Below are 19726 nucleotides of genomic sequence, written 5' to 3'. Positions count from 1 at the left end.
ACCCCTTCATTCCGTAAATTTATAGTACCAAACCTTTGTGTCATGGAATGGAAGAATGAACTCACCCGTATGCTGGGGATCACTTATCCGTTGATACAGGCGCCCATGTTGGGAATCACCACACCCGCCATGGTAGCTGCCGTGAGCAACAGCTGTGGGATGGGTTCTTTACCGGTAGGCGGACTGCCGCCGGAAAAGATAACGGCGCTGATCCGGGAGGTGAAGGGATTAACACAACAACCGTTTGCCGTAAACCTCTTTGTTTATGAGCCGGCGGAGCATTACGACCGGAAAACATTTGATGATATGCAGGAGTTCCTGCAATTCCTGTATGGCGCCAACAGGCTTGCCGCTGCGCCGGTGAATTTCGATGAAGTACCTTTTTATTCCTGGAGGGACCAGCTTCCCGTTATCCTGGCAGCAGGTATAAAGCATGCGAGCTTTACATTTGGCATGCCTAATGAAGCCGGATTCAGGCTGCTGAAGGAGCATCATGTGCTGCTGATGGGAACGGCTACTTCAGTGGAAGAAGCGACCATACTCGCTTCGGCAGGCACTGATGTGGTGATCGCACAAGGCATTGAAGCCGGCGGCCACCGCGGGTCTTTCCTGCCGGGAGCCCTGCCGCAAACGGGCACATTCGCGCTGGTGCCGCAAATTGTGGATCGTGTGCACGTGCCTGTTATAGCAGCCGGCGGAATAATGGATGGCAGGGGAGTAGCCGCTGCAAAAATGCTGGGCGCCGCCGGCGTTCAATTGGGCAGCCTGTTCCTCAGAGCCCACGAAAGTCTTGCTACACCTGCACATAAAGCCGCATTGGCTGATATAACGGATACGGATACACTACTTACGCGGGCAGTCTCCGGTCGTTGGGCAAGGGGTGTTCGTAATACATTGATCACAGAAATAGAAGCATCCGGGTTACCCATTAATGAATATCCTTACCAGAATGCGTTAACGCAGCCGATCCGCAAAGTAGCCAGGGAACTGGATAATACTGCGTTTGTAAATATGTGGGCCGGACAGGCAGCCGGAAAGGCGCGTGCCTGGAGCACGGCAGATATTTTCGCAGAGCTGGTCCGTGAAACAGCCTTGATCTTTAATAAGTGATGCGTTGGAAAATACCGGGGTAATCTGTCACAATATCATTTTCATCAAACGGTAATGCTGCTGTAAAATCCGTAGATACATTATCATACAGGTATTCCTGCTGGCCAATGCGGGTATAGCGTTGCTGCACTTTCTGCAATTCAAATTCCGGCAGGTTGATATACAGCATATCCAGCAGTTTACTTTCCTGCAACTCAAACTGCAGGCGTTTCACCGGCAGGGTGTTCGTGAAAGGAGTCAGTGAAATATCAATGTCGATACAGTTATCAAAGGCGTCGATATGGTTATTATCTTTATCAAACCAATGACCATGCAGGTCGGAGGTCAGCTTTAGCTCTGTTGGGGTAAGCCCTTCCTGTTTAATGTGAAAGGAAGACACCTGCCAGGATGCGGTGATCTCTATTTTATAATGAATACAAAATGGTTGCTGATCCCTTACTCCGTTGATACAACCAGTGGCGAGCCTCCCCGTTCCATTTTCCTGCAATGTAAAATATTCAGTTGCCGGCCATAATAGTGCCTGCCATATAATGGGTTGCATGCGTTAGTTTTTTATAGTCGATGATTTTATTTTAATGATCACCAGTTTTGATGTTGGCGTATTGCTCTTATCTGCTACGCTGTCTACCGGCACCAGCACATTGGTTTCCGGGAAATAGGTAGCAGTGCATTTTTCAGGTATGTGATAAGATACAATAATGAAGCCATATGCTACGCGCTCTTTGCCACCGTGATAATTATAGAGATCCACCACATCGCCCGGGTGAAATCCGGCGGCGGCAATATCGGCGGGATGCATGAATATTACGCGCCGCTCATGGTATACGCCACGGTAACGATCGTCCAGCCCGTATATGGTGGTATTGAACTGATCGTGGCTGCGGATGGTCATCATCATATACTCATCGATGGCCAGCGGCGTAGTGAGTACTTCCGCAATATTGAAATTAGCTTTGCCGCTGTAGGTATTGAACTGTCCGTCACGTGCGCCGTTGGGCAGGTAAAATCCTCCCGGATGCCTTACCCTTTTATTGTAATTATCGAAGCCCGGAATTACTTTTTCTATATCGTTGCGGATATGGTCGTAGTGCCGCGTATAGTCCGCCCAGGGTACGCGCGATTTTTCGCCCAGCAAGGCCATAGCCAGTTCGCAGATAATAACGGGTTCACTTTTCAGATGGGTGGATACCGGTTGCAGGTTGCCTTTCGACATCTGGATAACGCCCATAGAATTTTCGCAGGTCACAAACTGCTGTTCGCCGTATTGGATGTCTTTATCGCTGCGACCGAGACAGGGCAGTATCAGGGCTTCTTTGCCGTGCACAACATGGCTGCGGTTTAACTTCGTAGATACGTGAACGGTAAGGTCACAGTTACGCAGTGCGTGCGCGGTATACAGGGTATCCGGCGTGGCCGAAAGAAAGTTGCCGCCCATCGCCATAAACACTTTGGCATCTCCGCGGTGCATGGCGTTGATGGCATTCACCACATCATAGCCGTGTGCTCTTGGCGGCTGAAATCCGTATACGGCGTCAATTTTGTCGAGGAAGGCCGCGGATGGTTGCTCGTAAATGCCCATGGTCCGGTCGCCCTGCACGTTGCTGTGCCCGCGTACCGGGCAGGTGCCTGCTCCTGGTTTACCGATACTGCCTTTCAGCAGGAGGAGGTTCACCACTTCACGGATAGTGTCTACTGCGTTTTTATGTTGGGTAAGTCCCATCGCCCAGCAGGCGATGATCTTCTTTTTATGGAACAGGGCCTGTGCGGCCTGGTGTACCAGTTCCGGCGCTGCGCCGCTGTCGGCGATCAGTTGCGGGAGCGACTGCGTTTTCAAATGGTCGATATAACCATCGTAGCCCAGGGTGTTTGCGGCTATAAATTCCTGGTCAAATACGCTGCCGGGTACACGTTCCTCTTCCTGCAACAGCAGCAGCGACAAAGCTTTCAGCAGGGCCATATCTCCATTGATCTTTACCTGCAGAAAAATATCCGTGAGATGTGTTTTAATGTTTAATACTCCCTTAACGGTTTGTGGATTCAGAAAATTCAGCAGGCCGGTTTCGGGTAAAGGGTTTACAGATATGATAGTAGCGCCGTTGGCTTTTGCCTTTTGTAAAGCCGTGAGCATGCGCGGGTGGTTAGTTCCGGGATTTTGTCCCAGTATAATAAGCACCTCAGCCTCGTGTATATCTTCCAGGGTAACAGATCCTTTGCCTATCCCTACTGCATCACTCAGCGCTACGCCACTGGATTCGTGGCACATATTGGAACAGTCGGGGAGGTTGTTGGTGCCATATTCGCGGACCATCAGCTGGTACAGGAAAGCCGCTTCGTTACTGGTTCTCCCGGAGGTATAAAATACAGCTTCATCCGGTGAAGGTAATTTATGAAGATGACCGGCAATGATTTTGTAGGCGTCTGCCCAGGCGATGGGTGTATAATGTGTGGCGCCGGGCGCCAGGTACATGGGTTGGGCTATCCTTCCTTTTTTGCCTATTTCGTAATCCGTTAATTCACCGAGTTCCGCGATGCTGTGCTGTGCAAAGAAGTCCGGCAGCAGCTTTTTGGTAGTAGCTTCTTCGGCAACAGCTTTGGCGCCGTTCTCGCAATATTCAGCGATGCCGGATCTTTCATCATCCGGATCAGGCCATGCGCAGCCCGGGCAGTCGAATCCATCTTTCTGGTTAAGTTCCAGCAGTGCTTTCATTCCGCGGAAGGCATTCATTTCCTCCAGGATGTGTCGCATACTGGACACTACTGCAGGGATGCCTGCGGCTACTTGTTTGGGAGGTCCCAGTCTAATACCGGTGAACCGCACCGGGTTTTCTGCACTATCCATAAAGGTGAATTTATTTAACGTCAATTCTTTCTGCTCCGCTGTAAATATTAAAACGTTGATCTTTCAGAAAGCCGAGCAGCGTGATATTCCATTCGACGGCCATTTTTACCGCCATGCTGGAAGGTGCGCCTATGGCTGCAATAACAGGTATTCCTGCCATAGCGGCTTTCTGTATCAGTTCAAATCCTGCGCGGCCGCTGAGTAGCAGGATACATTGGTCCAGCGGCGTTAATGGTTGCTGAAGAGCTGCGCCAATAAGCTTATCCACGGCATTGTGCCGGCCGATATCTTCCCGCAGCAGAAGTAATTCCATATCGCTGTTGAAGAGTGCGGCGGCGTGTAATCCGCCGGTAGAGGCAAACAGCTCCTGTTCATTTCTTAGTATGGCAGGTAGCCCGAATAATTTCCCGGCGGTGAGGCGAAGGGTGGCACTACTAACGGGAACGCCTGTATGAATGGATGCTATATCCGTTTTGCCACATACCCCGCAGGCGGCCGTGGCGGCAAAATTCCGCTGGGTGCTGCCAAGTTGCGCCACTATGGATGGTTTTAGGTGAACGGTGGCAACGCTGCCGTTATTATCTTCCGACAAAATAATTTCCTGGATAGCAGCCTGGTCACGGATCACCCCTTCGGTAAAGAGGAAGCCGGTAGCCAGTTCCATATCTTCACCGGGCGTACGCATGGTAACGGAAATATTCTGTTGCCGGCGGTTATGGGAAGGCCCATGCACCAGTCTTATTTCGAGTGGATCTTCTGTAGCGAGTGTATCACTGGCATCTGTAATACTTCCGGCGGCTACTTTTTTTACACGGGTATGAACAACAGCATTTGTCATACTCAAAATTACACTTTCACTACCATCTTACCGCTGTTTCTTCCTGAAAATAATCCGAGTAATGCTGCCGGCAGATGATCAAATCCTTCTTCCACGGTTTCGGTATATTTTATTTTTCCTGCCTTCACCCATTCGGACAGCTGTTTGAAACCTTCGCCAAACCTGCTGGCGTAGTTACCGATAATGAAGCCTTGCATGAGAATGCTCCGGGTTACCATAATAGGCTGGATACGTGGGCCCATAGGCACTTCTGTGGAATTATATAAGGCAATCTGCCCGCATAGCGGCACCCGGGCAAAGAAGTTGAGCTGTTTGATCACCGCATCGGAAATATCGCCACCTACGTTGTCGAAATAAATATCCACGCCATTGGGGCAGGCTGCGGCCACTGCGGCTTCTATGTTAGCGTTGCCTTTGTAATCGATGGCGGCATCAAAATTAAAGGTATCCGTCAGCAGTTTTACCTTTTCAGCGCCGCCTGCAATACCCACTGCGCGGCAGCCCATTATTTTTGCAATTTGCCCTACAATGATGCCCACAGCGCCGGCGGCGCCGGATACCACCACGGTTTCCCCGGGTTTGGGCTTGCCGATATCTGTCATGCCAAAGTAGGCGGTTAACCCCGGTACGCCAAGGAGACCGAGGTAATAAGTAAGCGGGATGCTGTCGTCAATTTTACGCAGGTGCCCGGCGGGGAAAATAGCCGCCGTTGCCCAGGGCAGGAAGGGGCGGGGGCCACTGCTCATTACTTTATCGCCAGCTTTAAATATGGAGCTTTTGCTGTGCGTTACTTCCGCCACGCCGCCGCTTTCAATGGGTTCGCCTACCTGGAACGGGGGAATATAGGACCTGGCGTCGTTCATACGGCCACGCATATACGGATCTACAGAAAAGTACAGTGGTTTTACCATTACTTCATCTTCCTGTAGTTCCGGTAATATGGCATCTACTATTTCAAAGTTGCCGGCTACAGGTAATCCTTTTGGTCTGGTGGCGAGCAGGATCTGCTTTATTTTCATATGCGCGGGTGTTTATAGAAGTGAGTAATGGCAATGATTATTTAACAGGTAAAAAATGCTTTTGTTTACCCGGAGGGAAAAGAGTGGAATTATCAATGAAAAATGTACATTCGGGTAAGAATCTTCACCCCTTAAATTTAAAATCTACTATGCGTCTTGATGATGAAGAAATGAGCGAAAACGTCGAGAAACGGTCCGGTGGCGGCATGCGCAAGATCGGTGTTGGCGGCGGTATTGGCACCCTTGTCATTATAGTGCTGGCATTGATCTTTAAGCAGGACCCGCAGCAGGTAATGCAGGCTGTTCAACAGGTAGCCCCGGGCCAGGAGCAGGCGGGAACATCTGAAAAACTAACGAAGGAAAATGCAAGTCCTTTCGAGGTCATGTCTTCTAAAGTACTTCGCAGTACCGAAAGGGTATGGAAGCAGGGATTCCAGGAGCGCAACAAAACCTATGAAGTACCTGGTATGGTGTCTTTTGAAAAAGGTACCAATTCCGGCTGCGGCTTTGCGGAATCAGCGATGGGCCCATTTTATTGCCCGGCCGACCGTAAAGTATACCTGGACGTTTCGTTCTTTAATGAACTGGAGCAACAATTTGGTGTAAAGGGCGATTTCTCAAAGGCTTATGTGATTGCACATGAAGTTGGGCATCACGTACAGAACCTGTTGGGCATCAGCGATAAATTACAATCCATGCGCTCCCGGTTAAGCGAAAAAGAATACAATAAATTATCGGTGATGCTGGAGCTGCAGGCGGATTTCCTCGCGGGCGTCTGGGCCAACCGTGCCAATAAGATCAAACCTTTCCTGGATCCGGGAGATATAGAATCCGGGTTGAATGCCGCCAGCGCAGTAGGCGACGACCGCCTGCAGCAGGCCAGCACCGGCCAGGTAGTACCGGACGCCTTTACGCACGGAACTTCCGAACAAAGGATGTTCTGGTTTAAAAAAGGCTTTGAATCCGGAAATGTGGCCGACGGCGACACGGGCATCGGCCTGGGTAACTGGTAGGCGAGGGGTTTCCGGATTTGCGTAACTGCTGGTGCAGGTACACAAATCCGGAAACGGTGCATCATTAAATATTCAGCATTTCCTTTGCCAGTTCGATCATCCTTGGATCACCGGTATATTTCCCGTTTATATCAGACAACTTCACTACAGGCGACCACCGGGCAGCATCTTCTGGCAGGGCTTCATACATTTTAATTACAATATTCAGGGCCGTTAACCCTACGTCGTTGGTGAAATTGGTGCCAATGCCAAACGACATCCCGATCTTTCCCCGGCAGTAAGCGGCAATATCCGCTACTTTCTCATAATTGAGGCCATCTGAGAAAATGATGGTCTTGCTGAGCGGATCTACATTTTTACCTTTATAATGCGCAATGGTGCGGTCTGCAAATAACAGTGGATCGCCACTGTCGTGCCGCACGCCATCAAACAGCCGGGCGAATTTCTTATCAAACTGCTCAAAGAAAACGGGGGTGGTGTACGTATCCGAAAGCGCTATTCCCAGGTCCCCGCGATATACTTGTACCCAGTTTTCCAATCCAAGCATATTGGCCATTTTAAAGCCGTATTTAGCCGCATGAAACATAAACCATTCATGGGCGTGGGTGCCTACGGGCTTTACCCCATTGCGCATGGCCAGGTGTACATTGCTGGTGCCAATAAAACAACCTGTTCCATATTCACGCAGCGTTTTCACCACCAGCTTATGAACGGCGAGGGAATGCCGGCGCCGGGTGCCAAAATCCGCGATGGTAATATCCATCTCTTTATATTTTTCAATTTTTCCGCGGGTAATGCGGATCACTTCCTCATCGGCTACCCGCTGCTGGCCGGTCAGCTGGTAATAGAGTTCGCAGATCAGTGACATCAGCGGCACTTCCCAAAGGATAGTGCGGTACCAGTAGCCATCGGCATGTACTTCCAGGTGTTCGCCCTGTTGTGCAATATGAATTTCGGCCGGATCATAGCGGTAGCCCTGCAGAAAATCGAGATAGGTAGGGTCGAGGTAAGGACAGGTAACAGCCAGGTAATCCTTTTCCTCCGGGGTAAGCTGTAGTAGCTGCATGTTATTCACCGCTTCACGGAGGGCTTCGGCAAAGCCGGGCGGAAAGGCATGCTGTCCACGGTTAATGAACGTATAACGGGCACGGGCCTTCGGGAATAATTTGATAACGCCATGCTGCATGGTAAATTTATAGAAATCGTTATCAAGAAGCGAAGTAAGGATCATATTTGGCGTTTAGATTCACAATAAAATTATATTTTTGCATTTAATCATATTCTCACTTACCATGAAGCAGATTAAAGTTAAATGGCCCCTTAACCCACAGGAAACCATATTATTCAAAATTGATGCGGTGTACATGAAGACCAGGTTCAACGCAAAACAAGGTACATTGTATATTACAAACGAGAGAATTGTTCTTGAAGCCAAACCAATGGTGATGATTTTGTTATTTGGTGTCATCGGTTGGTTGTTTTCCCGTAAAAAAATTACCCTGGAATTTCCGTTATCTGAGATAACAGATTTCAGAAGAGGTAAACAGGGCTTTAACAAAAGAGTTGCCGAGTTCGACCTGATAGATGGCCGCACTATACGCATCGGCATTTCCGGTAAATGGGAACTTTTTGATGCTGCTTACCAGAAAGCAATGATAGACGTACAGCCTTTATTCAGTGTAAAATAATTCAGAGTTTATTACCGCAGTATTTGCAGAAGTCCGCATTGGCATCGTGTCCTTCACGCATGCAATGCGGACAAACTCTGCGATCTACATCATCGCGACTGCGTATCCTGCTCATCTCCACCGTCACTATCCCGGTAGGTACCGCTATAATTGCATAACCCATAATCATAATGAGCGCTGAAAACGCCTGCCCCATTGGCGTTACAGGCGCAATGTCCCCGTAACCCACCGTGGTGAGTGTAACCACTGCCCAGTACACACTTACCGGTATGCTGGTGAACCCTGAATTATGGTCAGACTCTATCACATACATCACAGCGCCTAATACAACGGTTAGCAATCCAATAAAAAAAAGGAAAACAAATATTTTACGCTGGCTTTGTTGCAGCGCCAACGACAGTTGTTTGCTTTCGTTCAGGAAGGGAACCAGTTTAAATATCCTGAAGATCCGCATGAGCCGCAGTATCCGGATGGTGAGCAGGAAGTGCGCACCACCATAAAAAGCTTCCACATAGGTAGGCAGGATGCAGAGCACGTCCACAAGCCCGTAGAAGCTCGTAATATATGCCTTCGGACGGTAACTGCACCAAACCCGGAAGAGATATTCAAGCGTGAAAATAATAGTGAATACCCATTCCAGTATATGAAACAGATGTCCGAATTTCTCCTGCAAAGGCGCCACGCTTTCCATCATTACAATAACAACACTGATCAGAATGGCAATGAGCAGGATAATATCGAACGCCCGGCCGGCCGGTGTGCTCGCCTCAAAAATAATGTTATGCCATTTCTCCTGGAAGGGAGTAAGTTCGCGCCTGCTATCGTTAGTCATCCTGCTGAGTTATGTACTTAAAACAAAAGCAGGTTAGTTTATGTTTAGTGAAAACTTTTATAATAATATCAAAAGATGATTAGCGGCTTTTCCTATCTTTAACATATGGTAACCGGAATTTTAATAAATTTATTTGAGCGGGATCTCAGCAAACTAGAGGAGGAGATTGCCGCATATGAAACAGCTGCCGGCATCTGGCAGATTCCTCCCGGTATTACGAATCCGGCCGGGAATCTTTGTCTGCATCTCTGTGGTAACCTGCAGCATTATATAGGCGCGGTATTGGGAAAGACAGGCTATATCCGCAACAGGGACCTGGAGTTCAGCGACAGGAATGTACCCACGGAAGATCTGCTGGTGCTGATCAGTTCCACGCGTCGTGTAATCCTTACCGTTATAGCGGGTTTAACAGCAGAAGATCTTGAAAAAACGTATCCGGAAAAGGTTTTTTCGGGAACGATGTCTACCGGTCATTTCCTCGTACATCTGAGTACACATCTTAATTATCATCTCGGACAAATAAATTATCACCGCCGATTAACCCAGTCGTGATCCCATGAATGCCTTCCTGAATAATTTCATTAAAGTATACCAGCAACTGAAATGGCTGGTATGGCCATTTGCCCTGTTAGTCGTTACTGTGCTGGTAATGCGGCTGGTAGTTAGTCGCCAGGACGCTTATTTTTTTATTAATAAACTGCATACGCCGGCGGGCGACTTCCTATTTCCCCGGATAACAGAGCTGGGAAGCGTTGCCGCAGCGGTTCTCATTTCATTATTGCTGCTGGTCATTAACAGGCGGGCAGGCGTTATGCTGGCCACCGCGTACCTGTTTACCGCCGCTATCAGTTTTACGCTGAAAGCATTGATTGGCTTTCCCCGCCCTCACCGTTATTTTGCCAGCCGTTTACAGGAAATTTATTTTGTACCCGGCGTATCGGTACTTGATAATTTCAGAAGCTTTCCTTCGGGGCACAGCGTATGTGCATTCACTGCCGCCACCGTGCTTTCCTATTATGCAAAAAATAAGTACTGGTCGCTGTTATACCTGGCGCTGGCTATGCTGGTGGGATATTCCCGGATGTATATGAGCCAGCATTTCCTGGAAGATGTGACCGCCGGCGCTACACTGGGCGTTTTCTTTTCTATGGTATGGTTAAGCATCTTCAGGGGGAAAACGGCACAGCTATCAGGACAATAAATCTTTTTTGTCCTCCATTTCCTGTATCAGCGAGTCCTGGTGCTGCCTGAGCATTTCATTATATAATTTTGCGGGAGATGTGGTATCAGTATTTTTTTCTTTGTGCCATACCGGGGCAGGGGTGTACCGTGCCCACAGTATTTCATACCCGATGTAAATCTGGTGCTTACCATCCCTGACGTGATCCGTATGTCCCAGCCGCCGTTCCTCTCCGGGCGCAAGATTTTCAATGAGGCGGGCCTGGTGCGTGGTGCCCATAGTGGTAGTGATCACCTGGTCAATTGCCACAGTCATAAACCGGTTGTCCGACAGGTTCTTCACGCTGCGGAGGTATTTGGATACGCTGAATACACTATTGGAAACGCCTACTATCCTGACGGCATGGATGGCATCTTCACCTGCGACAGGCTTTGGCCTCTTTTCCTTGAAGGCCGCGCCGCGGAAGCTTTGGGTACGGAAATGAATGTACCACAACAGGAAAAAAAAGAAAATGATTACCGGAACGTACATAATTAACAGCTTTTGAGGAGGGGATTATTAAACAGGGCGTCAGTCTTATTTTGAGTCGCTTCCAGGTCAAAGGGTTTTTATTTTATCATATTGACAATGCTAAAATAAGCGGTCTTGCACAGGTAAATGTAAATTCTATGTTAATGAAAGCATGATATTTTTACACCGGTCAATGGTTTTTCACAGGTACTTTTGCAAAAATGAACATTTTTTTTGCACGTTAACAATTAAATCACAAAATTTCTCAGGATAAACCTGCAACTTTACCGTATTGCCAAAAAACAGGTGTTTGTAACCAGGCCAGCTTTAGGGGTTAACCCCCATGTATTCTTTAGTTAACACTCCAATTAATATTTTAATATACGTATTTTTCACATCCGGGACGGATGCAGCGTCACAGCGCCCTATAGGCGTTGTGATATATCATTTACTTATCAAGTTACTTAGCGGGGGAAGAAGATAAAGCTAAGACCGGCACTGTGAAATTGTGGGTTATAGTAAGGCATGATCATTTTAGTCGCCGTGTGCGCCGGATCCTTAAAGAGCTGCCGCTGTATCCAGGGGTACATCCAGTACGCGGCTTTGGTGCCCAGTATGCCTATACCGGCACCGGCTACCACATCGCTGAGCCAGTGTTTATTATTATACATCCTCAAAGCACCGGTGGTGGTAGCAGCTAAATAGCCCGCCACGCCATACCAGGGGGATACGTCTTTGTATTCCTGCCGGAGAAATTCTGCAGCAGCGAAAGCCGTAGCAGTGTGCCCGGAAGGGAAAGAAAGGTAGTCGGAGTGATCCGGCCGCTCTTCATGGGTACGATTTTTTACAATTTCCACGGTACCGGCAGTAATTACAGCGGATATCCCCAGGATGATGGAGCGGTCCCGCAGGTTGTGTTTTCCCTGGATGCCGGCGGCATTCAGGATATAAACCGCAGCAACGGGAGCATACTGCAGGTAGTTGTCAATATGCGTGCGGAATTGAGGATGGTCTTCCTTGATTTCCGCTTTGGTAGTGGAGTTCAGGTCCCTCAGCGTTGGATTATTAAGCGCAAACACCCCATAGCTGATCATTGCCACCGGAACAGCAACACCCGCGATAGTGGTATGAAATTGTTTTGTTTGCCAGGCAGGCAGCTGGCTCTTTTGCACAGGATAGGTAAAACGGATGGAATCATTTCCGGCAGGCAGGGAATCTGTTTCCTGTGCATCAGCACCATAAGAGCAGGTGAGGGCGCCCAACGCCAAACCTGTTGATATTATCATTTTCTTCATGCGTCACTCCTTATTACATCAAAAATAGGAGCCGATTCTGAAGTAATTCTGTATCATCTTATTCCCCGCCGCGGTCGGGTTTGGGAAGGATCATTTCAGCGGTTTGTTTGGTATAACGGTTATGGAAGATGAACGTAATCAGCAGTCCAAGCAGGCAACCGGCCAATACAGACAATACTCTTGCCACGGCAGTATCCCATACATGTTCACCTGCCTCGTGGGTCATCACAATAATAGTGGCCGCCAGCGCCGTACGGGTAGCCGCTTCAAGATTTAGCAGGTTGCAGATCACTACTGTAATAAATACCGCAGCACACATCATCATCAACATATTCGGATGCACTAATATCAACAGGAATCCCGATATACCGCCTACCACATTTGCTTTAATGCGTGTAACCGCTAACGTTACTGCGTCTGATCCGTCAGGAGACAGTACCAGCATCACAGAAATCAGCACCCAGATGATGTCGTTGTAATTGACTAACCACGACAGACCAAGCACTACCAGCACGCCGGTGACGCATTTGGCTGCGTAGATGAATGTTCGCCTGATTCTTATTTTGTCAATCATGATTGAACTTTTGGCAATTGGAAGTTGTTCTAGTGATTTAACCAAATAACGGCATGAAAATAAGGAAACTATGTTATCTGGCCACGCTGACTATTTTGTTACACGCCTGCATTAAAGACGCTCCCATTAACCCGGAGGCAGATATTGAAACATTTATCATTGAAAAAAAATATCTCACTGCAGATATTTTTATTGATCAGGCAAACAAAAAGATCATGCTGAACCTTACACCTGCTGCATTTAAGAGCGGTGTAACCCCCACTATTACCACTTCGGCGGGAGCTACGGTATTGCCGGCATCCGGCGACTCACTGCACCTGGATTCTTCACGGGTAAGCGAGTATGTTGTTACTGCCGCTAACGGAAATAAGAAGACCTACAAGGTTGAATTTGGCGGGATGGGCATATGGAAATGGGACTTTGAAACCTGGCTGTTGCAGGATAAAGATAAATACCAGTACGTAGAAGAACATGGCAGCAGTACTTTCTGGTCATCCGGTAACCCTGGCATTGCCTTATCTGGCGTAAAGAAAGATCCGATGGAATATCCGCTGCGTGCCACTTCCGACGCCTACCACGGAAAGTCTGCCGCTGAATTGGTGACCCGCAAAGGCACGGCTTTGTCCGCCTTGTTAGGCATTAAGCTGTTTGCCGGTTCTCTTTTTATAGGTGTATTTGATTCGAGAAATGCCATGACGGCGCCGTTAACGGCCACGCAATTCGGGGAGCCCTATTCAGGTAAGCCACTGCGTTTCGTGGGTTACTATAAATATCAGCCGGGAGAACAATACCAGGATAAAGCCGGGAATATTATTGCGGGCATGAAAGACAGCTGTTCTTTATATGCAGTGCTGTTCAAAGGAACCACCAGGCTGGATGCCACCAACATCCACACATCAGACAGGATAGTAGCCACTGCCAGTATACCGGACGGCGGTCCTCACAGCACATGGACACGATTTGACATTCCGTTTAAAACCGTACAGCCATATACAGGAACAGAGAAAATGATGATGGCAATTGTAGCTTCTTCCAGCAAAGATGGCGATACCTATAAAGGTGCTATCGGTAGCAGGCTGGTACTCGATAGCCTGGAAGTGATAAAGTAACCGGGTAGTATAAAAAGATTACAAATGATGATAAATATAAGAATACCAGTATTGATATCAGGCATGCTCGCCACTGCCTCGCCGTTATTGGCACAGGATAACGGGCACGGGCAAACGAATGCGCACCACTTTAAACCGGTACTCGAACATCGCATCCTGGCGGGGTTTAACTTTGGTGGTACTGCGCCCGTAGGCTTGCCCAACACTATCCGTAAAATCGAAACCTACCGGCCTGAATTCTCTCCTTCGCTGGGCTATGAGCTGTCGTACCGCAAAACAAAAAAGTGGGGTGCTGCTGTAGCGGTGAAACTGGATTATAAAGGAATGTTTACCAAAGATGAAGTGCAGTATTTTCCTACTATCATTACCACCAGTGATGGTGGCCGTTTTGAAGGAGACTTTACCGGTAAAAACGAAACCACGGTACGTAATGCATATGTGTTTTTTCCCATCAGTGTGGTATATACGCCCAATGACAGGTGGCGTTTTAACATGGGCGGTTACGTGGCCTGGTTGTTCAGCGCCAACTTCCACGGTAATGTTTCGGACGGATATATCCGCAACGGCGGATCCTTAGGAGAGAAAGTAAACATCACAGAAGCCACCTTCGATTTTGGTACAGAAGTCCGTTCATTTGATGCAGGTTTACAAGGCGGCGCTGCCTATCGCGTAGGTAAAAAGCTCAGCATCAACGGCAACCTCAACTGGGGATTGCGCCCTATATTCCCCGACGATTTTAAAGGAATGGATTTCCCCTTGTACAACATCTACCTGACGTTAGGCGTAACCTATAAAATATAAAGCCGCGACCGCCTTCGGCGGTGCGAAGGTTGTCTTGAGCACTGATTACGCTGATTATACTGATTAGTTGGATTTTTACTTTTGGATTTTCTTTGATTTCTTAGATTTTCTTAAACAATAATTAAGGGAGATATAAGCGAATATATCCGCTTATATCTCCCTTAATCCTTTAAAATCCAAAGTGATCAATCCCTAAATCAGTATAATCAGCGTAATCAGTGCTCAAGACAACCTTCGCGGTCATCCGCGTACTAGTACTTCGCTGCCTGTCCGGCTTTGGGAAGGGACGCCCGGATGAAATCACGGATATCGTTATTCCCTGTTGCCAGATCGTCCTTCCGGAGGTACATCATGTGGCCGCTGCGGTAGCCGCGCCACGACAGGCGGTCTTTCAGACGGCCGCCTGGATCCATTTGCCACATGCTGTATTTGGCATTGAAGTAATCGCAGGCGCCGTCGTAGTAGCCTGATTGGATCATTACATGCAGGTAGGGGTTGGCGGCCATGGCCTCACGGAGGTTTTCGCCGGTGTTGTCGCCGTTCTTATCCCACGGATGCACGGGACCAAACATCATGTATTTGAGATCGGTATTGAATTTCAGCTCTTGCCTGAGATAAATATTAATGGCTGGTGTAAACGCATGCAGCCAGGAAGTAAGTTCGGCGTTGTAATCCGGACCATTGCCTGCATCTTCCCGGTCGAGGCCACGGTAGCGGGAATCCAGTCTGCCTATGGTAAACCCTTTATCACGCAGTAATTCTTTCCAGAAGAAATTCGGTGGTACGTCGAGGTTATGTTGCAGGATCACTTTTTCCGGTAAACCGGAGTAACGGGCCATTTTAGAAGCGATGCTTTTTCTTTGCTGATCTTCCAGGAATCCACCCTGGCTGATGGCCGGTATTAATTCATGGATGGTGAAGTTCTCTACTTCCGGTAACACGGCGGTGAGATCTTTCTGTTGCAGGTCCGGCGGCAGCATTTTGTGATACCATGCGGTGGCGGCAAAGTAAGGGAGCCGCAATGCCGCATCTACAGGGCCGTTGCGGGAAATGCCCAGATCGGTAGGGGATACCAGGATCACACCATTGAGATACATCCACTGCGCGTTCTGCAATTCCAGCGCCAGGCCGGAAACACGGGTAGTGCCATAGCTTTCACCGATCAGGTACTTGGGGGAGGCCCATCTGTTTTGCCTGGACACAAAAGTGTTGATCCATTCTGCCAGGTAGCGGATGTCTGCATTCACCCCGAAGAATTTTTCGCGGGGCACATCTTTTCCTACAAGCCTGGAAAAGCCGGTGTTGGCGGGATCTATGTAAATGATATCGGCGATATCCAGGATGGTTTCCGGATTTTCGTGTATGCCATAGGGTTGTACCGGGTATCCTTCGTCATCGATATTGAGTAATCTTGGGCCGGTATAGGCAATCTGCATCCATACAGAAGGAGTGCCGGGGCCACCATTAAAAGAAATGACCAGCGGTCTTGCTGCGCGGTCCTTTACATCAGTCCTTTCATAATAAGTATAGAAGAGACCCGCCAGTACTTTGCCATCCTGGTCCCATACTGGTTGCGTGCCCGCGATGGCTTTGTAAGGGATCTTCTGACCTTTTACTGTTACATCGTGAAAGGTGGTAACGGCCGTATCCGGGTTCAGGACAACGGACCATTGCGGCGTCGTTTCCTCTTTGGCGGCCGGATTGACTTTATTGTTCTTCTGCTGTGCCTGTAGCTGCAGGCCAATAGTACCTGCCAGCAATAGCGGCAGCCATAGTTGTTTTGTTATTACGTTCATGGATTGGATCTTGATTGCGCTTAAAGATTGTGCAATTGCTTCAGAAAATCAAGCACATTCGGATGAGTGGGTGAATGGAGGAGGATCAAATCATACTTACGCCCATAAACAGCGAGGAGCAGCTTCCGTTAAAAGACGGAGACAGCGTGCTTAAGTACCCAAACTGTTGTTGATCTCACAATATGTATATTTAACTGGTTCAAACACTTAAAGCTATCAAACCGTAATTCGATGTTATGCGGGCGACTACAACTACCTTTTTAGTCTCCTTTTTTTATACTTTTGATTGTTATCCTAATCATCCACTTTAAAACCTCTTTAAATGAAAACTATCCTCGTTTTTACCAACATTGCGCTGCTCGGCGCAGTTATTTACCTGGTTGCAACAAGACCGGAAGTGCCAACGGAGCGCTGTAACCATTGCAAGGATTATTCAAATATTCCGCTTACAGGCCTCATTGATGCCAACCTTGCAAAGGTTATGTCGGAGGACTACAACGGCGATAAAACAAAGTCACGTGTAGCAGCGAGGAGCGGAGTAGCTACCGCGTTGATGAATAGAGAGGATACTCATTCCATCTGGTTTGATCTGGAAACTATCAAAAACTTTATTTGGAAAATAGAAGCCGCTGCCTGTAGAAGTAACTGTGATATGAAGCTAGGGATACGAATCTATTATGGTAAATACCCGGATTCAAGTACCATGAAAACGAAAAACGATTTCAAAGAGCTACCTGCCGATTATGGGGAAAAGCACACGCTGTTTATGGTTCCAACATTTGCGGAAGGAGATAGTCAGGTGGATTTTGATCCGGTAAATACATATAGCTGTACAAGCCCTAAACGTTTCAGTGAATATTTTACCCAACAGGGGCAGGAAGAACTGGCGCGATTGTCGGCAGAAAAAAAGGAGATGTTCATATTGTCCCTTACAAGCTCCGCCTATACAAAGAATCATGGAGATATGGCTCCCCCGCCTTCAAACAAAGCAATATTTGGAACTTATTAATCAGCCAACATGGATCATAGCCAGTTTATCAGATGGGGGCTCAATCTGGTGGAGTTATTAGCCTGCGTTACCGGTATTGTTTACTGGAAGAAATTGCGCCATTCTCACTGGAAGTGGTTTCCGATATACCTTGCGGCAATCGTAATCGTAGAGTTGGCGGGTAAATATATCAGGGAGGTGAGGGGAGACGTAGCGCTAAACAGTAAACTGTATTTATATTTTGGCATCCCATTGCAGTTTCTGTTTTTTTATTGGCTTTTCCGGCAATATTACAAGTATAACATGGCGAGGCTCAAAAACTGGCCACTGGTGGCCGCAGCTGCCTATATTACCAGTTGGATTGTTGATATTGCTTATTTGAGTGAAGAAAAGTTATGGTTCTTTTCCTTTTCCTATACTATTGGTAATATCATGTTGTTAATACTTATTATTGCCTTTTTTGCACGGCTTGCTGCAAGTGAAGAGGTGCTTCAATTTAGGACTAACCTGATGTTCTGGGTATGTTTGGGGTTACTGATTTTCTACATGGGCACACTGCCTTTTTACGGGTTGCATAATACCCTGAGAACCCGTTATCCGGCAATATTCATGGTTTATTGGTATATTCAGTTTGGGTTGAATTATCTCATGTACATTTCATTTATACTTGCAATGATATGGAGCAAGCCGAAATGACCATATTCATTATATTGGTAAGTGTAATACTGTTAATCTTTATTGCCGGCACCATCATCTTTATGTTTCAGTTCCAGCAAAAGAAACTAAAACATAATATGGAAAAGGCCAGTATCCTGGAACAGCATCAAAGGGAGCTGCTACATGCGCAACTGGAAATACAGCGTCGTACCATGCAGCAAATTGGTAGTGAAATCCACGATAGTGTGGGCCAAAAGCTTACCCTGGCTTTTTTATACACGAGTCAATTGTTACAAGGCAGGCAGCTATCGGAGATTACAGAAAGAGTAGACACCATTGGTAATATCATCACTGAATCATTGGCGGAATTGCGACAGCTTTCGAAAACACTCAACAATCCGGAGTTGGCAGAGGCCGATCTTATTACCTTGCTGCAAAATGAATGCAGGCAGGTGAATGCCGCCGGTATTTGTTATTTATCCCTGGAAAGTAATGTATCAACAATAGCGATTCCTTCGCCGGAGAAAAATATTCTTTTCCGTATTTTACAGGAATTTATTCAAAACAGCCTGAAACATGCACATTGCAAAAGGATCTTTATTCAGCTTGATCTGCAGCATGGTCATTTGCTTGTGAAGGCCTCTGATGATGGAAAGGGATTTGATACTGTTGTAATACCCAATGGCATTGGCCTCGGAAACATGAAGCGCAGAGCACAGCAGATTGGAGCAGATTTTACGCTGCAAAGTACACCCGGAAACGGAACTATTTTAACCCTGTATCTACCTACTGAAAAATGGACTATTCCCCTTATATGAAGTACAGTATTGTAGTAGTAGATGACCACCTGTTAATTGCCAAAGCAATTGCTTCCATTGTGGAAGGTTTCCGCGATTTTCACATATTATATGAAGCGGAGAATGGGCAGGCGTTAATTAACCAGTTTAAACAGCGGAAGAACATTCCGGATATTGTTCTGCTGGATATCTCTATGCCTGTAATGGACGGATTTGAAACCGCTGCATGGCTGCAGGAAAATCACCCCGAAGTATTGGTAATGGCCTTATCTGTACAGGACGATGACAATGCCCTGGTGAAAATGATTAAGCTTGGTGCCAGGGGATACCTGCATAAAAATATACACCCTGCCGACCTGGAAAAGGCCCTGTATGCGCTGGTCAATAAAGGAATGTATTATCCTGACTGGGCTACCAGTAAGGTCTTTTTTAAAATAGCGCATATGGATGAAGGAGACAAGGCATTCGATATCAAAATAAGCCCCCGTGAAATTGAGTTTTTACAGTATGCCGCCAGCGAGCTTACTTACAAAGAGATCGCAGAAAAAATGTTTTGCAGTCCACGCACGGTGGAAAGCTACAGGGATAGCTTATTTGAAAAGCTGGATCTTAAAACGCGTATTGGGCTGGTACTGTACGCCATAAAAAGCGGGCTTATAAAACTATAGGCATCATATTGC

Annotated in this window: 21 protein-coding genes; 11 read left to right on the top strand and 10 right to left on the bottom strand. The window is 47.5% G+C overall.

The annotated features are described in order from the left end of the window. Positions 1 to 42: 42 nt before the first annotated feature. Positions 43 to 1110, top strand: coding sequence for an NAD(P)H-dependent flavin oxidoreductase (locus AB6805_RS29785; RefSeq protein ID WP_370913087.1), 1068 nt, complete (start codon positions 43 to 45; stop codon positions 1108 to 1110). Here the strand turns inward: AB6805_RS29785 and AB6805_RS29780 are convergent. Genes AB6805_RS29780 through AB6805_RS29765 form a run of 4 tightly spaced genes read right to left on the bottom strand, consistent with a single transcriptional unit; the run spans position 1100 to position 5806 of the window. Next, positions 1100 to 1651 carry a putative glycolipid-binding domain-containing protein gene (locus AB6805_RS29780; protein ID WP_370913086.1) on the bottom strand — a complete coding sequence of 184 codons (552 nt, stop codon included), beginning with the start codon at positions 1649 to 1651 and terminating at the stop codon, positions 1100 to 1102. The genes AB6805_RS29785 and AB6805_RS29780 overlap by 11 nt on opposite strands. Positions 1652 to 1654: 3 nt before the next feature. Then, a complete protein-coding gene (locus AB6805_RS29775; protein ID WP_370913085.1) occupies positions 1655 to 3949 on the bottom strand; it encodes an FdhF/YdeP family oxidoreductase in 2295 nt (764 codons plus the stop codon). A gap of 10 nt (positions 3950 to 3959) precedes the next feature. Further along, positions 3960 to 4787, bottom strand: coding sequence for a formate dehydrogenase accessory sulfurtransferase FdhD (gene fdhD, locus AB6805_RS29770; RefSeq protein ID WP_370913084.1), 828 nt, complete (start codon positions 4785 to 4787; stop codon positions 3960 to 3962). A gap of 8 nt (positions 4788 to 4795) precedes the next feature. Next, positions 4796 to 5806 (bottom strand): NADP-dependent oxidoreductase, encoded by a 1011-nt coding sequence (locus AB6805_RS29765; RefSeq protein ID WP_370913083.1) that lies wholly within the window; start codon positions 5804 to 5806, stop codon positions 4796 to 4798. A gap of 149 nt (positions 5807 to 5955) precedes the next feature. Between AB6805_RS29765 and AB6805_RS29760 the strand changes: the two genes are divergently transcribed. Continuing rightward, positions 5956 to 6819 carry a neutral zinc metallopeptidase gene (locus AB6805_RS29760; protein ID WP_370913082.1) on the top strand — a complete coding sequence of 288 codons (864 nt, stop codon included), beginning with the start codon at positions 5956 to 5958 and terminating at the stop codon, positions 6817 to 6819. A 64-nt stretch (positions 6820 to 6883) separates the two neighbouring features. Here the strand turns inward: AB6805_RS29760 and pncB are convergent, their stop codons facing one another. Beyond that, positions 6884 to 8050, bottom strand: coding sequence for a nicotinate phosphoribosyltransferase (gene pncB / locus AB6805_RS29755; protein ID WP_370913081.1), 1167 nt, complete (start codon positions 8048 to 8050; stop codon positions 6884 to 6886). A gap of 61 nt (positions 8051 to 8111) precedes the next feature. Here pncB and AB6805_RS29750 point away from each other — a divergent pair, with 61 nt between their 5' ends. Continuing rightward, entirely contained in the window at positions 8112 to 8507 is a 396-nt protein-coding gene (locus tag AB6805_RS29750; protein WP_370913080.1) for a hypothetical protein, read from the top strand. Between the two features lies 1 nt (position 8508). Here the strand turns inward: AB6805_RS29750 and AB6805_RS29745 are convergent, their stop codons facing one another. Next, the gene (locus AB6805_RS29745) at positions 8509 to 9339 is read right to left on the bottom strand and encodes an ion transporter (protein WP_370913079.1); all 831 of its coding nucleotides are present in this window, start codon (positions 9337 to 9339) and stop codon (positions 8509 to 8511) included. Positions 9340 to 9444: 105 nt separating this feature from the next. Here AB6805_RS29745 and AB6805_RS29740 point away from each other — a divergent pair, with 105 nt between their 5' ends. Further along, positions 9445 to 9891, top strand: coding sequence for a DinB family protein (locus AB6805_RS29740; RefSeq protein WP_370913078.1), 447 nt, complete (start codon positions 9445 to 9447; stop codon positions 9889 to 9891). A 4-nt stretch (positions 9892 to 9895) separates the two neighbouring features. Continuing rightward, positions 9896 to 10540, top strand: coding sequence for a phosphatase PAP2 family protein (locus AB6805_RS29735; protein WP_370913077.1), 645 nt, complete (start codon positions 9896 to 9898; stop codon positions 10538 to 10540). Here AB6805_RS29735 and AB6805_RS29730 read toward each other — a convergent pair. The 3 genes from AB6805_RS29730 to AB6805_RS29720 all read right to left on the bottom strand — a co-directional run bounded on the left by AB6805_RS29730 (position 10529) and on the right by AB6805_RS29720 (position 12898). Further along, positions 10529 to 11050, bottom strand: coding sequence for a hypothetical protein (locus AB6805_RS29730; protein WP_370913076.1), 522 nt, complete (start codon positions 11048 to 11050; stop codon positions 10529 to 10531). The two genes, AB6805_RS29735 and AB6805_RS29730, sit on opposite strands and share 12 nt — an antisense overlap. Before the next feature lie 443 nt (positions 11051 to 11493). Continuing rightward, positions 11494 to 12324, bottom strand: a complete 831-nt coding sequence (locus AB6805_RS29725) for a phosphatase PAP2 family protein (RefSeq protein ID WP_370913075.1) — start codon at positions 12322 to 12324, stop codon at positions 11494 to 11496. Positions 12325 to 12382: 58 nt separating this feature from the next. Next, the gene (locus tag AB6805_RS29720; protein WP_370913074.1) at positions 12383 to 12898 is read right to left on the bottom strand and encodes an aromatic acid exporter family protein; all 516 of its coding nucleotides are present in this window, start codon (positions 12896 to 12898) and stop codon (positions 12383 to 12385) included. Positions 12899 to 12951: 53 nt separating this feature from the next. Here AB6805_RS29720 and AB6805_RS29715 point away from each other — a divergent pair, with 53 nt between their 5' ends. Both AB6805_RS29715 and AB6805_RS29710 read left to right on the top strand, forming a co-directional pair. After that, a complete protein-coding gene (locus tag AB6805_RS29715; RefSeq protein WP_370913073.1) occupies positions 12952 to 14007 on the top strand; it encodes a PCMD domain-containing protein in 1056 nt (351 codons plus the stop codon). Between the two features lie 24 nt (positions 14008 to 14031). Further along, on the top strand, positions 14032 to 14808 hold the full coding sequence (locus tag AB6805_RS29710) for a porin family protein (RefSeq protein WP_370913072.1): 777 nt from the start codon (positions 14032 to 14034) through the stop codon (positions 14806 to 14808). Positions 14809 to 15059: 251 nt separating this feature from the next. Here AB6805_RS29710 and AB6805_RS29705 read toward each other — a convergent pair whose 3' ends face one another. Then, complete coding sequence (locus tag AB6805_RS29705; protein WP_370913071.1) at positions 15060 to 16604, bottom strand: S10 family peptidase; 1545 nt, start codon at positions 16602 to 16604, stop codon at positions 15060 to 15062. Between the two features lie 322 nt (positions 16605 to 16926). Here AB6805_RS29705 and AB6805_RS29700 point away from each other — a divergent pair, with 322 nt between their 5' ends. The 4 genes from AB6805_RS29700 to AB6805_RS29685 are packed head-to-tail and all read left to right on the top strand — an operon-like array spanning position 16927 to position 19714. Continuing rightward, positions 16927 to 17613, top strand: a complete 687-nt coding sequence (locus AB6805_RS29700) for a hypothetical protein (RefSeq protein WP_370913070.1) — start codon at positions 16927 to 16929, stop codon at positions 17611 to 17613. 9 nt (positions 17614 to 17622) lie between these two features. Continuing rightward, positions 17623 to 18288, top strand: coding sequence for a hypothetical protein (locus tag AB6805_RS29695; protein ID WP_370913069.1), 666 nt, complete (start codon positions 17623 to 17625; stop codon positions 18286 to 18288). Continuing rightward, positions 18270 to 19067 (top strand): sensor histidine kinase, encoded by a 798-nt coding sequence (locus tag AB6805_RS29690; RefSeq protein ID WP_370913068.1) that lies wholly within the window; start codon positions 18270 to 18272, stop codon positions 19065 to 19067. Before AB6805_RS29695 ends, AB6805_RS29690 begins: the two co-directional genes overlap by 19 nt. After that, positions 19064 to 19714: a response regulator gene (locus AB6805_RS29685; RefSeq protein WP_370913067.1), complete on the top strand. Its 651-nt coding sequence runs from the start codon at positions 19064 to 19066 to the stop codon at positions 19712 to 19714. Before AB6805_RS29690 ends, AB6805_RS29685 begins: the two co-directional genes overlap by 4 nt. The last annotated feature ends 12 nt before the right edge of the window (positions 19715 to 19726 follow it).

It is taken from the genome of Chitinophaga sp. RCC_12 (genome assembly GCF_041360695.1).
GTDB lineage: Bacteria > Bacteroidota > Bacteroidia > Chitinophagales > Chitinophagaceae > Chitinophaga.
Note: the sequence above shows the minus strand (reverse complement) of the source record. Positions and strands in the feature narration are given on the sequence as shown.

Bases quoted from the DNA above. Each gene is read 5' to 3' on its own strand.
- AB6805_RS29685 (WP_370913067.1), top strand. From the start codon at position 19,064: ATGAAGTACAGTATTGTAGTAGTAGATGACCACCTGTTAATTGCCAAA.
- pncB (WP_370913081.1), bottom strand. From the start codon at position 8,050: ATGATCCTTACTTCGCTTCTTGATAACGATTTCTATAAATTTACCATG.
- AB6805_RS29740 (WP_370913078.1), top strand. From the start codon at position 9,445: ATGGTAACCGGAATTTTAATAAATTTATTTGAGCGGGATCTCAGCAAA.
- fdhD (WP_370913084.1), bottom strand. From the start codon at position 4,787: ATGACAAATGCTGTTGTTCATACCCGTGTAAAAAAAGTAGCCGCCGGA.
- AB6805_RS29780 (WP_370913086.1), bottom strand. From the start codon at position 1,651: ATGCAACCCATTATATGGCAGGCACTATTATGGCCGGCAACTGAATAT.
- AB6805_RS29725 (WP_370913075.1), bottom strand. From the start codon at position 12,324: ATGAAGAAAATGATAATATCAACAGGTTTGGCGTTGGGCGCCCTCACC.
- AB6805_RS29765 (WP_370913083.1), bottom strand. From the start codon at position 5,806: ATGAAAATAAAGCAGATCCTGCTCGCCACCAGACCAAAAGGATTACCT.
- AB6805_RS29705 (WP_370913071.1), bottom strand. From the start codon at position 16,604: ATGAACGTAATAACAAAACAACTATGGCTGCCGCTATTGCTGGCAGGT.
- AB6805_RS29695 (WP_370913069.1), top strand. From the start codon at position 17,623: ATGGATCATAGCCAGTTTATCAGATGGGGGCTCAATCTGGTGGAGTTA.
- AB6805_RS29745 (WP_370913079.1), bottom strand. From the start codon at position 9,339: ATGACTAACGATAGCAGGCGCGAACTTACTCCCTTCCAGGAGAAATGG.
- AB6805_RS29735 (WP_370913077.1), top strand. From the start codon at position 9,896: ATGAATGCCTTCCTGAATAATTTCATTAAAGTATACCAGCAACTGAAA.
- AB6805_RS29750 (WP_370913080.1), top strand. From the start codon at position 8,112: ATGAAGCAGATTAAAGTTAAATGGCCCCTTAACCCACAGGAAACCATA.
- AB6805_RS29760 (WP_370913082.1), top strand. From the start codon at position 5,956: ATGCGTCTTGATGATGAAGAAATGAGCGAAAACGTCGAGAAACGGTCC.
- AB6805_RS29715 (WP_370913073.1), top strand. From the start codon at position 12,952: ATGAAAATAAGGAAACTATGTTATCTGGCCACGCTGACTATTTTGTTA.
- AB6805_RS29710 (WP_370913072.1), top strand. From the start codon at position 14,032: ATGATGATAAATATAAGAATACCAGTATTGATATCAGGCATGCTCGCC.
- AB6805_RS29690 (WP_370913068.1), top strand. From the start codon at position 18,270: ATGGAGCAAGCCGAAATGACCATATTCATTATATTGGTAAGTGTAATA.
- AB6805_RS29730 (WP_370913076.1), bottom strand. From the start codon at position 11,050: ATGTACGTTCCGGTAATCATTTTCTTTTTTTTCCTGTTGTGGTACATT.
- AB6805_RS29775 (WP_370913085.1), bottom strand. From the start codon at position 3,949: ATGGATAGTGCAGAAAACCCGGTGCGGTTCACCGGTATTAGACTGGGA.
- AB6805_RS29720 (WP_370913074.1), bottom strand. From the start codon at position 12,898: ATGATTGACAAAATAAGAATCAGGCGAACATTCATCTACGCAGCCAAA.
- AB6805_RS29700 (WP_370913070.1), top strand. From the start codon at position 16,927: ATGAAAACTATCCTCGTTTTTACCAACATTGCGCTGCTCGGCGCAGTT.
- AB6805_RS29785 (WP_370913087.1), top strand. From the start codon at position 43: ATGGAATGGAAGAATGAACTCACCCGTATGCTGGGGATCACTTATCCG.